This is a genomic window from Micromonospora sp. NPDC049240 (assembly GCF_040647835.1).
In the GTDB taxonomy this organism is placed as follows: Bacteria; Actinomycetota; Actinomycetes; order Mycobacteriales; family Micromonosporaceae; genus Micromonospora.
This window is the reverse complement of sequence record NZ_JBEZCX010000003.1, coordinates 155,470-168,361: the sequence shown is the minus strand read 5'-3', so window position 1 is coordinate 168,361 and position 12,892 is coordinate 155,470. Positions and strand designations below refer to the sequence as shown.

Annotated in this window: 12 protein-coding genes; 5 read left to right on the top strand and 7 right to left on the bottom strand. The window is 76.1% G+C overall.

Annotated elements, in window-relative coordinates:
* Positions 1-14: 14 nt before the first annotated feature.
* Positions 15-359 (bottom strand): hypothetical protein, encoded by a 345-nt coding sequence (locus AB0B02_RS06050; RefSeq protein WP_107159812.1) that lies wholly within the window; start codon positions 357-359, stop codon positions 15-17.
* Positions 360-624: 265 nt separating this feature from the next.
* Positions 625-1,431, bottom strand: a complete 807-nt coding sequence (locus tag AB0B02_RS06045; RefSeq protein ID WP_281941785.1) for a DUF3153 domain-containing protein — start codon at positions 1,429-1,431, stop codon at positions 625-627.
* A gap of 529 nt (positions 1,432-1,960) precedes the next feature.
* Here AB0B02_RS06045 and AB0B02_RS06040 point away from each other — a divergent pair.
* Positions 1,961-3,109: an FUSC family protein gene (locus AB0B02_RS06040; RefSeq protein ID WP_281941783.1), complete on the top strand. Its 1,149-nt coding sequence runs from the start codon at positions 1,961-1,963 to the stop codon at positions 3,107-3,109.
* A 58-nt stretch (positions 3,110-3,167) separates the two neighbouring features.
* Here the strand turns inward: AB0B02_RS06040 and AB0B02_RS06035 are convergent, their stop codons facing one another.
* Positions 3,168-4,157, bottom strand: a complete 990-nt coding sequence (locus tag AB0B02_RS06035) for a LacI family DNA-binding transcriptional regulator (protein WP_357297211.1) — start codon at positions 4,155-4,157, stop codon at positions 3,168-3,170.
* 117 nt (positions 4,158-4,274) lie between these two features.
* Here AB0B02_RS06035 and AB0B02_RS06030 point away from each other — a divergent pair, with 117 nt between their 5' ends.
* Entirely contained in the window at positions 4,275-5,510 is a 1,236-nt protein-coding gene (locus AB0B02_RS06030; RefSeq protein ID WP_281941779.1) for an MFS transporter, read from the top strand.
* An 88-nt stretch (positions 5,511-5,598) separates the two neighbouring features.
* On the top strand, positions 5,599-5,931 hold the full coding sequence (locus AB0B02_RS06025; RefSeq protein ID WP_281941778.1) for a hypothetical protein: 333 nt from the start codon (positions 5,599-5,601) through the stop codon (positions 5,929-5,931).
* A 169-nt stretch (positions 5,932-6,100) separates the two neighbouring features.
* Here the strand turns inward: AB0B02_RS06025 and AB0B02_RS06020 are convergent, their stop codons facing one another.
* From AB0B02_RS06020 to AB0B02_RS06010, 3 genes are read right to left on the bottom strand one after another with little or no spacing between them, the layout of a single operon-like run.
* Complete coding sequence (locus AB0B02_RS06020; RefSeq protein WP_281941777.1) at positions 6,101-6,805, bottom strand: MBL fold metallo-hydrolase; 705 nt, start codon at positions 6,803-6,805, stop codon at positions 6,101-6,103.
* Positions 6,806-6,845: 40 nt separating this feature from the next.
* Complete coding sequence (crcB, locus tag AB0B02_RS06015) at positions 6,846-7,208, bottom strand: fluoride efflux transporter CrcB (protein WP_281941776.1); 363 nt, start codon at positions 7,206-7,208, stop codon at positions 6,846-6,848.
* Positions 7,205-7,708, bottom strand: a complete 504-nt coding sequence (locus AB0B02_RS06010; protein WP_281941775.1) for a CrcB family protein — start codon at positions 7,706-7,708, stop codon at positions 7,205-7,207. The genes crcB and AB0B02_RS06010 overlap by 4 nt, the downstream gene beginning before the upstream one ends.
* 297 nt (positions 7,709-8,005) lie before the next feature.
* Between AB0B02_RS06010 and paaK the strand changes: the two genes are divergently transcribed.
* Positions 8,006-9,313 (top strand): phenylacetate--CoA ligase PaaK, encoded by a 1,308-nt coding sequence (gene paaK, locus AB0B02_RS06005; protein ID WP_281941774.1) that lies wholly within the window; start codon positions 8,006-8,008, stop codon positions 9,311-9,313.
* 1 nt (position 9,314) lies between these two features.
* The gene (gene paaI / locus AB0B02_RS06000) at positions 9,315-9,722 is read left to right on the top strand and encodes a hydroxyphenylacetyl-CoA thioesterase PaaI (RefSeq protein ID WP_281941773.1); all 408 of its coding nucleotides are present in this window, start codon (positions 9,315-9,317) and stop codon (positions 9,720-9,722) included.
* Between the two features lie 210 nt (positions 9,723-9,932).
* Here paaI and AB0B02_RS05995 read toward each other — a convergent pair whose 3' ends face one another.
* A complete protein-coding gene (locus AB0B02_RS05995) occupies positions 9,933-12,758 on the bottom strand; it encodes an adenylate/guanylate cyclase domain-containing protein (RefSeq protein WP_357297205.1) in 2,826 nt (941 codons plus the stop codon).
* Positions 12,759-12,892 lie beyond the last annotated feature (134 nt).

Here is a 12,892-nt window from a genome sequence, read left to right as displayed (position 1 = left end):
GGCGGACACCTCCCTCAGACCCAGGAGCGGACGAAGCGGGGCTCGTGCCCCTGGGCGAGCTGGGTCGGCGACGCCTGCGTCGCCTGCCGGTTGCCCGGGGGCAACTGGTTGATGCCGAGCGCGGCGGAGAAGATGACCAGGCCGTTGAAGAACGCGATGATCCACTTCTCCGGACCGGCGTCGTCGGCGAACGCGGCGGTCAGGTACGACAGCAGGAGCGCGACGCCCAGCGCGATCCACTTGCGCGCCTTGTCGCCGCTCGGCCCGATCAGGCCGCCGATGACGTTGGTGGCGAGCAGGGTGGCGGCGCTGGCGCCGGTCAGGCTGCCCAGGGCGGCCCAGGTGAAGAGATCGTTCACGGCGATCCCCCTTTTCGACGGTGCGGTGGTGCGGTCGGGGTTCGGTGGTGCGGCGGCCCGGGGATGGCGTCCACGGGTTGCGCCCGGTGCGCGGTGGGGGACCGGCGGGTCGCCGCCGGTGCGGCGGGAAAGCCGGGGCCGGGGCCGGGGCCGGGGCGTCGGTGACCCAGGTCGGGGCAGAGGCCGGGTGGCCGGGGTCGAAGCGGGGCGTCGGTGGCCGGTGGCCTGGGGTCGGAAGGTCGATGGCCGGTGCGGTCGGTGGCACTCAGGTCGGCCGGTCGGCCGGGGGCGTCGGCGCGGGGGTCGCGGTGGGCGCGGGGGTCGTCGAGGACGCGGGCGGCGCCCCGGCCGGGCCGCCCCGGGAGCGGCGCCGCAGCAGGACGACCACCACCACCGCGGCGACCACCAGCAGCCCGACCGCTCCGCCGACGACCGGCAGCCAGGGGAAGGAGCCACCCCCGGTCACGGCGGCGACCGCGCTGGCGGATGGCGTCGGTGGGGCCTCGGCGACGGCCCGCAACTCGGCCGGCTTGGGCTGGTTGGCGACGACCTGCCAGCTCACCGAGCGCCCGTTGACCGTCCCGTTGCTGTCCAGCACCCGGCCGGGGAACGTCACGGAGATCTCGAACGCCATCAGGGTCATGAACGCCTGCTGATTCCGGGGATCTTGTTCGGCCACCTTTCCGCCGTATTTCTTCGGGTCCAGCGGAAGGGAGAAGCGATAGAGATCGCCATCCCGGACAAGATTCACACTCTCGCTGGTGAATTGTGACAGCGGTGTTTTTCGGTAGGCGATCTGAATGCCGTAGGAGGTGGCGTCCTCGTACCGGCTCTCGGTGCCGACGGGGAGTGTGGGAATGTTCTGCCGGAGTTCGGCGAAGGCCGCCGCGACGTCCGGGTTGCGCTGCTTGAGCACGGACTTCTGGGCGGTCAGCAGGAGCTGGCCGGAGACCGTGTCGTCGGGGTTCACGGTCAGCCCGAGGTTGAGCTGCATGCAGCCGCTCAGCGTCGCCACAAGGGCGAGACACACCGCGAGGCGGAATGCCCGGCTGCGGCGGAGTCTCGTATTCATGGTCCCAGTGTGCGCGGTCGCGCCGTGGCCGGCAGTCAGCGATCAGCCGCCGCTTTGTCGCCGATCTTACCGGCCACCTCTCCCATTCGGACGACCCCGGGAACGTGCGCGATCGATATCCTGAAAGGTTGTCACTCCGCCTTTCCCGGCGCCGGCTCCGCCGACGTGATCCGGAAGACCGGAATGCCGGCGGCCACCTCCAGCGTCACCCAGGTCCGGGGGGCCGAGCCCGGCGGCGTGCTGCCGGGCGGCGAGCCTGTTCCACACCCGGCCGCCCCGGTACATCCACCGCACGTGCCGTCGCCACAGTCCCGTACGCATGAGCTGTCCCCTTCCTCTCCGTCCATCTCCATTCCGGACCGGCGCGGACGGCGACGACCAGGGTCGATCGGCACCCGACGCGCCGATCTTGCGGTTCCTGCCCCGACAAAGCGGCTGAACCACCCGAAGCGCGGGCCGGAACCGCAAGATCGCGCGCGGGGTGCGGGCCGGTCCCGCAGGATAGGGCCGGGTGGAACGGGAGGCGGGGATGAGCGGGGTACGCGAGGGCCGGCGGCGGGTCGGCCCGGCGGTACGGACGGCGGCCGGGCGGCTGCGGCGGGGCTGGCTGCCGGTGGTCGAGGCGACGCTCGCCGCCACCGTCGCCTGGATGCTCGCCACCCGGCTGGTCGGGCACCCACAGCCGTTCTTCGCGCCCGCCGCCGCGCTGATCGTGCTCGGTCAGGCGCGGGGCCAGCGGATCCGCCGGGCGGTGGAGGTGGTGCTCGGCGTGGCCGCCGGCGTGCTCGTGGCCGACCTGGTGGTCCAGGCGCTGGGTCCGCGCACCACCTGGACCGTGTTCACCGTCATCCTGCTCACCGTCGCGCTGGCGGTGGCGGTCGGCGCCAGCTCGGTCACCGTGGTGCAGGCCGCGGTCTCCGCGCTCTACCTGGTGGTGGTCTCGCCCCCGACCGAGTCGCTGATCCCGTTCCGGTTCGTCGACGCGCTGATCGGCGGCGCGGTGGCGGTGGTCGCCAGTCAGCTCGTCGACGCCCGCCGGCCGCTCGCCCCGCTGGTGGCCGAGTTCCGGCACACGTTCACGGAGCTGGCCGGCGTGCTCGACGAGATCGCCGACGCGCTCGACCACGCCGACGACGAGGCCGCCCTGGCCGCGCTGGACCGGGCCCGGCACGCCGACGCCGGGGTGGAACGACTGCGGGACGCGGTCCAGGCCGCCGGCGAGGCGCTCCGGCTCAACGTCCGGCGTCGCCGGCACCTCGGCCGGCTGCGCTCCGTGACCGGTTCGATCCGGCAGATCGACTACGCGGTGCGCAACGTGCGCGTGCTGGCCCGGGCCGCGGTCACGGTCACCCGCGGCGACGCGCCCGTCCCGACCGACCTGGGCGCCGCCGTACGCACGCTGGCCGCCGCCGTCCGCGCGGCCGGCGACGCGCTCGCCGCCGACCTCAACGGTGCGGAGGAGACCGCCGACGGGCACGCCGCCCGGGCGGACGCGGCGGCGCTGGCGGCGGTACGGTCGGTCGGCCGGCTCTTCGCCGCCGGCCCGACGCTGCCGCTCGCGCTGGTCATCGGGCCGGTCCGGGCCACCGCCATCGACCTGCTGCGCGGCGTGGGCGTGGACGACGACGCGACGGTGCTCAGCCGGGTCGACGCGGCGGTCACCGGGCCGGAGCGCTGAGGGTGCCGCCGGCGGCGGGTGGCCCGGAACGGCGGGACCGGCCGCTGACCGTCGCCGCTCAGGCGCTCTCCCGGGTCACCAGCGTGGACGCGAAAGCGGTGCTCGGCGCGACCGGCGCCCGGGTCAGCACGGCGGTGGCCGCGGCGGTGGCGATCCGGTCGACCGGGTGGGTCGCGGTGGTCAGCGCCGGACTGCTCATCGCCGCGTACGGCAGGTCGTCGAAACCGCCGACCGCCACGTCGTGCGGCACCCCCAACCCGTGCCCACGCAACGCGGCGATCACCCCGAACGCGGTGGCGTCGCTGGCCGCGAAGACCGCGTCCAGGTCCGGCCACCGGCGTAGCGCCGCCAGCGCCGCCGCGCCGCCCCGCGCCGCGGTGAAGTCACCGGTCACCAGCCGCTCCGGCGACCCCGCCTCCCGCATCAGCTCCCGGTACGCGGTCACCGACCGCTCCGCGCAGGTCAACCAGCGCGGGCCGGTCACCATGGCGATGCGGCGGCGGCCGGTGGCGTACAGGTGGCCCAGCACCGCGCCGGCGCCGGCCGCGTTGTCCACGTCGAACGACGGCACGGTCGCCGAGCCCTGGCCGATCGAGACGACCCGGCCGCGCAGCCGGGCCGGCACCGCGTCCAGCGCCGCCCGCGTGGTGTTGACCAGGATCACCCCGCAGACGCCCCGGTCCGCGCCGAGCCGGCCCAGGCCGGACGGGTCGTCGAGCGGCAGCCACTCCAGCGCCACCCCGATCCCGTGCGGCGCGCACACCCGCGACGCGGCGCTCACCACCCGGTGCACGTACGGGTCGTCGAAGACCGCGTCGGTCCGGCCCACCACGGCCACCACCAGCCGGACGCCGGCGCCGCGCACCAGCGCCCGGGCGGTGACGTCCGGCACGTAGCCGAGCTGGTCGGCGGCGGCGCCCACCCGGGCCCGGGCCTGCGCCGAGGCGAACCCGTAGCCACCGAGCACCCGCGAGGCGGTGGCCCGGGACACCCCGGCGGCCCGGGCCACGTCGTCGAGCGTGGCGGGTCGTGCGGTCGGCGTACCCATGTGCGCATCATGCCCGGTCCGGACCGGGCATGGTAAGGGGTGGGAGCGCTTGTGGTGGTAGCGCTCTCAGGTGTGCGATGGTCGTCGGGAACCATTCGGGGAAGGGACTACCGCACCGTGAGCAACGCCCTCGACGCGCCGGCCGCGTCACGGCCACCGGCCTTCCGGCCGGTGCTGGCCGCCCGCAACGGCGTCGCCGTCGTCTTCGCCCTCAACGGGCTCGCGATGGCCAGCTGGTTCTCCCGGGTGCCGGCGGTCCGGGAGGCGCTCGGCCTCAGCCCGAGCCGGCTCGGCCTGCTGCTGCTCTGCATGTCGGTCGGCGCGCTGCTGGCCATGCCCGCCGCCGGTCTGGTCACCCAGCGGATCGGCCCGGCCCGCACGGTGGTCGTGGCGACCGTGCTGGTCGCGCTCGGCATGACGGTGGCCGGTCTCGCCACCGGCCTGGCCGGCTGGGCGGTCGGCGTCGGGCTCGGGATCGCCGCGTTCGGCTTCGGCTCCGGTCTGTGCGACGTGGCGATGAACGTCGAGGGCGCGGTCGTGGAGAGGCGGATCGGCCGGACGATCATGCCCCGCTTCCACGCCGCCTGGAGTCTCGGCTCGGTGGCCGGGGCCGGGCTCGGCGCGGGGGCGGCCCGGCTCGGCGTGCCGATCGAGGTGCATTTGCCGGTCCTGGCGGTGCTGATCCTGACCGGCACGCTGCTCGGGGCGCGGGCGTTCCTGTCCGCGCCGGCCGAGTCGACGGGCGCGGGTGAGCCGGCGGCCCGGCGGCGGGCGCTGCTGACCGCCTGGCGGGAGCCGCGCACCCTGCTGGTCGGCCTGCTGGTGCTGGTCATGGCGTTCACCGAGGGCAGCGCCAACGACTGGCTGGCGGTCGCGTTCGTCGACGGGTACGGCGTCGACGAGGCGGTCGGCGCCGCGGTGTTCGGCGTGTTCGTGGTCGGTATGACGCTGGGCCGGACCCTCGGCACGATCGCCATCGACCGTTGGGGACGGGTGCCGGTGCTGTTCGGCACCATCGGGCTCGCCGCCGTCGGCGCCGCCCTGGCCGTGCTGGCCGGCTCCGGTCCGCTGGCCGTGGTCGGCGTGGCGTTGTGGGGGATCGGCGCGTCGCTCGGCTTCCCGGTCGGGATGAGCGCCGCCGCCGACGACGAGGAGAAGGCCCCGGCCCGGGTCAGCGTGGTCGCGGTGATCGGCTACACCGCGTTCCTCGCCGGGCCGCCGCTGCTCGGCTTCCTCGGCGACCACCTCGGCGTGCTGAACGCGCTCGGCCTGGTGCCGCTGCTCCTGCTGCCCACGCTGGCGCTGGTGCCGGTGCTGCGTGCGCCGGCCGGAGCGGACCGGCCGGCCCGCTGAGCGGCTCAGCCGACTCCCACTGCGCTCCCAGGCCCCTGCCAGTCGCGCGTGCTGCACTGGACTCCGACGCCGAGGAGAGGAGGCGGGCATGGGCTGGTTCAGCCGACGGGCCGCCGAGCCGACAACGCCGACGAAGCTCGACCGCGAGGCGAACCGGGAGGATCTGGCGCAGCTGGAGGCGTTCGTGGCCAGCCGGCGCGGGGTCGAGTTCTATCTGGAACCGGAGACCACCGCCACCGACACCACGGTGGTCGCCATCGCCCACGACGGGGAGTGGATCCGCCGCCGCACCGGCTCGCCCCGGGTCGCCGGCAAGATCGCTCAACGGCACGCGGTGCCGCTCTACGAGGCGGCCCGCACCGGCTACCCGGAGCGGATGCGGGCCTGGAACCGGGCGCACCCGGAACGCCACGCACGCTGACCTGCGGGCCGGCCCGGCCCAGGCGGGAGGGGTCCGCGCCAGGGGCGGTGCGCTCCGGGCCGGTCCGCGCCGGACGGGTCCAGGCCAGGGGCGGTGCGCTCCGGGCCGGTCCCCGCCGGGTCATTGCGGTCGCCGGGTCATCGCGGTCGCGGGGTGTGCCGGCGGCCCCTCACTCGCCGAGCGCGGCGCGGGCCTGGTCCCGGCCCAGCGGCTCGTCGTGCGCGGAGACGTACCACTCGACGTGCTCGGAGAGCAGGCTCCGGGCCAGCGCCAGATCCGGCCCGTCGGTCGGGCCGCGCTCGTGCAGCGGCGGCGGGTACCAGCAGTCGCCGAGCAGCAGCACCCGGGAGTCCGGCACCAGCACCACCGTCGAGTCGGGGGCGTGCCGGCCACCGACGTGCCGCAGCACCACGCCGGTGGGCAGCATCAGCTCGTCGGTGAACGTGCGGGTCGGCGGCAGCACCGCGAAACCGTCCCAGTCGTCCACGGCGAGCGCCCGCGCCCGGTAGCTGGGCCCGAGCCGCGGCTCGGCGCGGACCCGCTCCCGCAGGTGACGGTGGCTCCACGGGCGGGCCGCCTCGGCGCGCAACGGCGCGACCCCTGCCTCGTGCCCGACGATCTCCACGCCCGGCCAGGCGCAGGCGCCCCAGACGTGGTCCCAGTGGTGATGGGTGTAGACCAGCCAGCGTGGCTCCGGCAGCCGGGCGGCGGCGATCCCGGCACGGATCTCCCGGGCGTGCGCGGGACTGTGGCCGGCGTCGACGAGCACGCTGCCGCGATCGTCGGCGACCACCGCCACGGTGGGCCGCACCGCGCCCGGGTCGGGGTCGCCGGGGAACAGCCAGACCCGGTCGGCCAGGTGGCGCAGCTCCATGGCGGGATGCTATCGCCGCCCGCCCCCACCGGCTGCCCCGTCAGCCGGTGAACGCGGCCGTCAACGCGTACCCGACGAAGGCCGCGCCGAGCCCGGCGACCACACTGACCAGCACATTCGCGTACGCGTGGAGACGCGCGCCGGTGCGGGCCAGCCGCAGCGTCTCGTAGCTGAGCGTGGACCAGGTGGTCAGCGCGCCGCAGAAGCCGGTGCCGACCAACGCGGTCACCGCGGGATCGGCCGGCACCGCCAGCACCGCGCCGAGCAGCAGCGAGCCGGCCACGTTGACGGTCAGCGTGCCCCACGGGAACGCGGAGTCGTGCCGGGCCTGCACCGCCCGGTCGGTGAGGTAGCGCAGCGGAGCGCCGAGCGCCGCGCCGAGCGCGATCCAGAGGACGGTCACCGGGCCTCCCCGTGCCGGTTGGCCAGCAGCCGGCCGGCCACCACGTCCCCGGCGGCGACCGCCAGCAGCGCGGCGAGCACGGTCATGGCCAGGTAGACCAGCGCCGTGCCCGGCGCGCCGGCGGTCACCAGACGTTGCGCGTCGACCGCGTACGCGGAGAACGTGGTGAACCCGCCGAGCACGCCGACGCCGAGGAACGGCCGGACCAGCGGCCCGGCCGGCCGGGCGGTGAGGACCGCCATCAGCACGCCGATCAGCAGGCAACCGGTGACGTTGACGCCGAACGTGGCCCAGGGGAGACCGGTGGGCGGGTGCGGCGCGGCGGCCTGCGCGCCGGCGCGGGCCAGTGCGCCGAGCACGCCGCCGGCGGCGATCACGCCGAGCACCGCCGCCGGGTGCGCGGTCAGCTCCGTCCGGTCGGCGGGTACGCAGAGATCGACGTCCGGATCGACGCGGGACTCGGGCGGTCGTCTCACGGTGCCTCCCACCAGGACGGGCATCACTGGCAGGGACCGTTGGCGTGGTCGCGGTTCTCCCGGCGCCTCCCGGGACGGCGGGCCCCACCGCCGACTCCCCGAGCATAACCCGCCCTGCCCCGCCCCACCCCGACCCCGCGCCTCCTCGTCGATCTTGCGGTACCGGCCCCGGCAAAGGGCGCGAACCGCCCGCGCGAAGGGCGGTAACCGCAAGATCGGCGAGGAGGTGGCGTTGACCTGGCAGGGTGGGCCGTACGGGCGTACGGTGAGCGGGTTCCCGCCCGGCGCGGCGGCGTCGGGCCCGTCGCGCAGGAGGCAACCGTGCAGGACCGCACCCCTCGTCCGGACGAGCTGGATCCCGCCGAGCGGATCGGCGTCGACGAGCTGCGGGCGCTCCAACTGGACCGGTTGCGCCACTCGCTGCGGCACGCGTACGCGCACGTGCCGCACTACCGGCGCGCGTTCGACGCCGCCGGCGCCCACCCCGACGACGTCCGCGACCTGGCCGACCTGGCCCGCTTCCCGTTCACCGCCAAGGCCGAGCTGCGGGAGAACTACCCGTTCGGCATGTTCGCCGTGCCCCGGGAGCGGATCGCCCGGCTGCACGCCTCCTCCGGCACCACCGGACGCCCCACCGTGGTCGGCTACACCCGCGCCGACCTGGACACGTGGGCCACCCTGATGGCGCGCTCGATCCGGGCCGCCGGCGGCCGGCGCGGCGACCGGGTGCACGTCGCGTACGGGTACGGCCTGTTCACCGGCGGCCTGGGCGCGCACTACGGCGCCGAGGAGTTGGGTTGCACGGTCATCCCGGTCTCCGGCGGCATGACCGAGCGGCAGGTCATGCTGATCCGTGACCTCGAACCGGAGGTCATCATGGTGACCCCCAGCTACATGCTGGCCATCGTGGACGAGATGGAACGCCAGGGCGTCGACCCGCGCGCCACCTCGCTGCGGGTGGGCGTCTTCGGGGCCGAGCCGTGGACCGAGGACATGCGCCGGGAGTTGGAGCAGCGGCTGGACCTGCACGCGCTGGACATCTACGGCCTGTCCGAGGTGATGGGCCCCGGCGTGGCGGTCGAGTGCGTGGAGACCAAGGACGGCCTGCACCTGTGGGAGGACCACTTCTACCCCGAGATCATCGACCCGGTCACCGGCGCGGTGCTGCCCGACGGCGAACGCGGCGAGCTGGTGCTGACGTCGCTGACCAAGGAGGCGATGCCGGTGGTCCGCTACCGCACCCGTGACCTCACCCGGCTGCTGCCCGGCACGGCCCGCCCCATGCGGCGGATCGAGAAGATCGCCGGACGCACCGACGACATGATGATCGTCCGGGGGGTGAACGTCTTCCCGACCCAGATCGAGGAGCTGATCCTGCGGGCGCCCGCGCTGTCGCCGCACTTCCAGTGCGTACTCGACCGGCAGGGACGGCTGGACACCCTCACCGTCCACGTCGAGCGCCGTGCCGGCGCCGCGGTGGCCGACGCGGAGCGGGCCGGGGCGGCCCTGGTCGAGCAGGTCAAGAACACCATCGGCGTCTCCGTGGCGGTCCGGGTGATCGAGCCGGACGGGGTGGAGCGCTCGATGGGCAAGATGCGCCGCATCGTCGACCAGCGGCGGGAGCGCTGAGATGACTGATGACGGCGGGCGTACCGCGGCCCACGACATGTTCGACGCCGATGTCGCCTCGACCGGGCTCGGCATCGAGCTCGTCTCGGCCGGCGACGGCGCGGCAGTGGCCCGGATGCGGGTCACCCCGGCGATGCTCAACGGGCATGCGATCGGCCACGGCGGTTTCGTGTTCCTGCTCGCCGACACCGCGTTCGCGCTGGCCTGCAACAGCCACGGCCCGGCCACCGTGGCCGCCGGGGGCGAGATCACCTTCCTGCGCCCGGTGCGCGCGGGCGACGTGCTGGACGCGTACGCCACCGAGCGGGTCCGGCACGGCCGCAGCGGCATCTACGACGTCACCGTGCGACGCGGCGACGAAGTGGTGGCCGAGTTCCGGGGACGCAGCCGGGTCATCGCCCGCGACTGAACCCCGCCCCCGCCCCCGCCCCGGCCACTTCGCCGATCTTGGACTAGTGGCGCCAAGGTATGTCGGTTCACTCCTGGTATCGGAAGTGCCACTACTCCAAGATCGATGGAACGGCGCGCGTGGCGCCACCGGACGCTTGCCGGGCGCGACTGCTTCGGCCGCTGCCCGGGCCGGAGTGGCCCCGTGCCCGCTCCGACCCGGACGCGACCGTCAGGCGGCCAGCCCGAGCGCGGCGTCGGGCGGCGTCGGTGTTCGCCGGCCCCGGTCCGCTCGTTCGGGCGGGCCGGTCACCCAGCCGACCCGTGCCGGGCCGCCCGGTATGACCCGCGCCGGGCCGTCAGGTGCGACCCGTGCCGGACCGACCGCTGCGACCTGCGCCGCACCGCCCGGCCTGTACGGGGCCGGGGAACCCGTTCCGGTCCGCCTGTCGCCGCTGACCGGAGCGTCCGGTCGCCCGATGCTGACGGCGCCGTTCCGTCGCCCGGCGCCGGTCGGAGTGTCCTGCTGCCCGAGGGCGGCCGGCGGGTTGCGCTGCCCGATCTCCCCCCGTGACGGGTCGGCCCGGGTGCCGGCCGCGTCGGCGTACCCCGATCGCTCCGTCGCCGACCGGAGTTTGCCGGCCCCGTCCGGTCCGGACGGCGGGACGGGTGCCGGTCGGGCCCCTCCACCCGACCGGCGCGCCCGCCCCACCCCGAGCGGGCAGGTCACCCGCTCCTCGGCGTCCCACCCGGGGACGCCGGCCTCCACCGGCGCCGGCAGGCGTGCGGCGGGAGCCTTGCCCGGCCGATCGGCCACCTGGCGCACCACGCCGACACCCGGACGGCCGCTGATCCCCCGGTCAGCGACGCCGGCCCCCGTGCCGATACCCGGACGGCCGCTGATCCCTCTGTCAGCGACGCCGGCCCCCGTGCCGACGCCGGCCCCCGTGCGAGCCCCCCGCCCGAGGCCGGTTCCCGTCCGGGTCCAGGCTCCCCACCCGACATCGGTTCCCGCCCCGATGCCGAACCCGGCGTCGACGCGCGCTTCGACGACCGCGCCGGAGCGCGCGACGGTCGCCGGCCCAGGGGTGGCCCCGGACCGGACGGCGACGGGTACGCCGATGCGGTCGGCGCGGATCGCCGGCACCGGCCCACCGCTGGTCAGCCGGCGGACGAAGTCCGCCCGCACCGCACGCGGCAACCGGTGCGCGGCCACCCGGGCCACCACCGGCTCGACGATCGTCCAGCCGCCCGAGCCGCCCGAGCCGCCCGAGCCGCCCGAGATGCGCGAGCCACCCGATGCGGCGGCGCTGCCCGAGCCGATACCGGTGCGCCGGACGCCCACGCCCGCTCCGGTGTCCGAACCAGCCCACTCGCGCGCACCGCCCGGCACGGTCCCGTCCGCGCCCGCGTTTCCGTCGCCTCCCGGTACGGCGCCGGCGCCGGTACGGCGGAGCAGGCCGGCCGCGGCCAGGGCGCGCAGCACCGGCCCGGCCTGGCCGGCCGGCCAGGCGAGCATCCGCTCGACGGTCGCCGTGGTGACCGGGCCGCCGACCACCGCGCCCGCCATCAGCGCCGCGCGCTGCGCGCCGTCCAGCCGGTCCAGCCGGGCGTCCACCAGCCGGCGGACCGGTGCGGGTACCCCGGCCGGCTCATCCTTCGCCGCGTCGGCCGCCGCGTACGCGTTCGCGACGGCCGGGTTGCCGCCGACCAGCGGCAGCAGCGCGGCGGCCAGCGCGGCGGGCCGGCCGGTCCGGTCCAGCAGGTGTCGCAGCAGGCGGCCGGTGTCCCGCGCGCCCAGCGGCGGCAGCCAGATCCGCAGCCGCCGGGCGACCGGCGCCGGCCGCGGGTCGGCGTGGCCGGCGCCGTGGGTGGCGACCACCGCGAGCGCCAGCCCGCGGTCGCCGGCCGCGGCGTACAGCTGGCCCAGGAAACGGTGCAGTGCCGGCGCGGCCCGGTCCAGGTCGTCCACCGCCACCACCACCGGGCTTCCGGCGGCCCGGTCGAGCAGCAGCTCGCGGGCGGCCACCGCGGCCCGGGCCGCCGCTGCGGCGTCGCGCGGCGCGGCGAGGAACGCGGCCAGCGCCGGGCTGGTCGCGGCCCATCCGGCCGCGCCCGGGGCCGAGCCGGGCAGCGGGCGTACGGTGGCCGGTCGGTCGGTCGCATCCGGGGTGACCAGCGCGCGGACCAGGTCGGCCAGCGGTGCCAGGTCCCCCTCCGGGTACGGCGGGCAGTGCGCCACGCACCAGCGCACCGCTGTGCCGTCCACGCGCGTCACGGCGCGGGTCAGCTCGTGCAGCAGTCGGCTGCGGCCACTGCCGGGCGGCCCGGTCACGGAGATCCACCGTGGCCGGCGTTCGCGCAGCGCCCGGGTCACCGCGTCGGCCGCGCCGGCCAGTTCACTCCGGCGGCCCACCAGCGGGCCACGGTGTCGGGCCGGCCGGTACGGGGACACCCCGGTCACCCGCCAGACGTCCAGCGGCAGCGTCTTGCCGGCCATCGTCGCGGTCGCGAGTGGACGCTGCTCCACGAGGCCGGCGACCGCCCTTCGGGTGACCGGGCAGACGACCACGCCGCCCGGCGGCGCGTACTCCTGGAGCCGGGCGGCGGTGGTGATCACCGCGCCGCTGGCCGCGCCGTGGCCGCCGTCGCGGGCGCCGGTCAGGTCCACCAGCACCTCGCCCGTCGCCACGCCGACCCGCACCCGCAGCCGGGCGTCGCCCGGCGACCGCCGGTCCAGCGCCGCCTGGATCTCCAGCCCGGCCCGCACCGCCCGGTACGCGTCGAAGCCGTCGCAGCCGGGCGCGCCGAACAGCGCCATCACGGCGTCGCCGACGTACTTCTCCACCACGCCCCGCCACCGGCGCAGCACGCCGGAGACGGTGCCGAAGTAGACCCGTTGCAGCGTCCGCACGTCCTCCGGGTCGAGCCGTTCCACCAGGCCGGTCGAGCCGACGATGTCGACGAAGAGCACCGTGACGGTGCGGCGTTCCTCCGGGACCGGCCAGAGCGCCGCGCGGGCGGCTTCCCGACTCGCCACGGGCGTGGTGATCACCATCGCACCCACCCTTTCCCTGGTCCGGTGCCCGACGACCTCCGGACACTTTCACCACCGGGCCCTCGGGGGATCGGTAGGACGACGTATGTCGGCCACGCGCAACCGTTAGTCGTGTTGTCGACGCGGGAGGTACC

Coding starts and splice junctions, on each gene's coding strand:
- AB0B02_RS06020 (WP_281941777.1), bottom strand. CDS start 6,805: ATGGAGCTGCGCCACCTGGCCGACCGGGTCTGGCTGTTCCCCGGCGAC.
- AB0B02_RS06035 (WP_357297211.1), bottom strand. CDS start 4,157: ATGGGTACGCCGACCGCACGACCCGCCACGCTCGACGACGTGGCCCGG.
- AB0B02_RS05995 (WP_357297205.1), bottom strand. CDS start 12,758: ATGGTGATCACCACGCCCGTGGCGAGTCGGGAAGCCGCCCGCGCGGCG.
- AB0B02_RS06025 (WP_281941778.1), top strand. CDS start 5,599: ATGGGCTGGTTCAGCCGACGGGCCGCCGAGCCGACAACGCCGACGAAG.
- paaI (WP_281941773.1), top strand. CDS start 9,315: ATGACTGATGACGGCGGGCGTACCGCGGCCCACGACATGTTCGACGCC.
- AB0B02_RS06010 (WP_281941775.1), bottom strand. CDS start 7,708: ATGCCCGTCCTGGTGGGAGGCACCGTGAGACGACCGCCCGAGTCCCGC.
- AB0B02_RS06040 (WP_281941783.1), top strand. CDS start 1,961: ATGAGCGGGGTACGCGAGGGCCGGCGGCGGGTCGGCCCGGCGGTACGG.
- AB0B02_RS06045 (WP_281941785.1), bottom strand. CDS start 1,431: ATGAATACGAGACTCCGCCGCAGCCGGGCATTCCGCCTCGCGGTGTGT.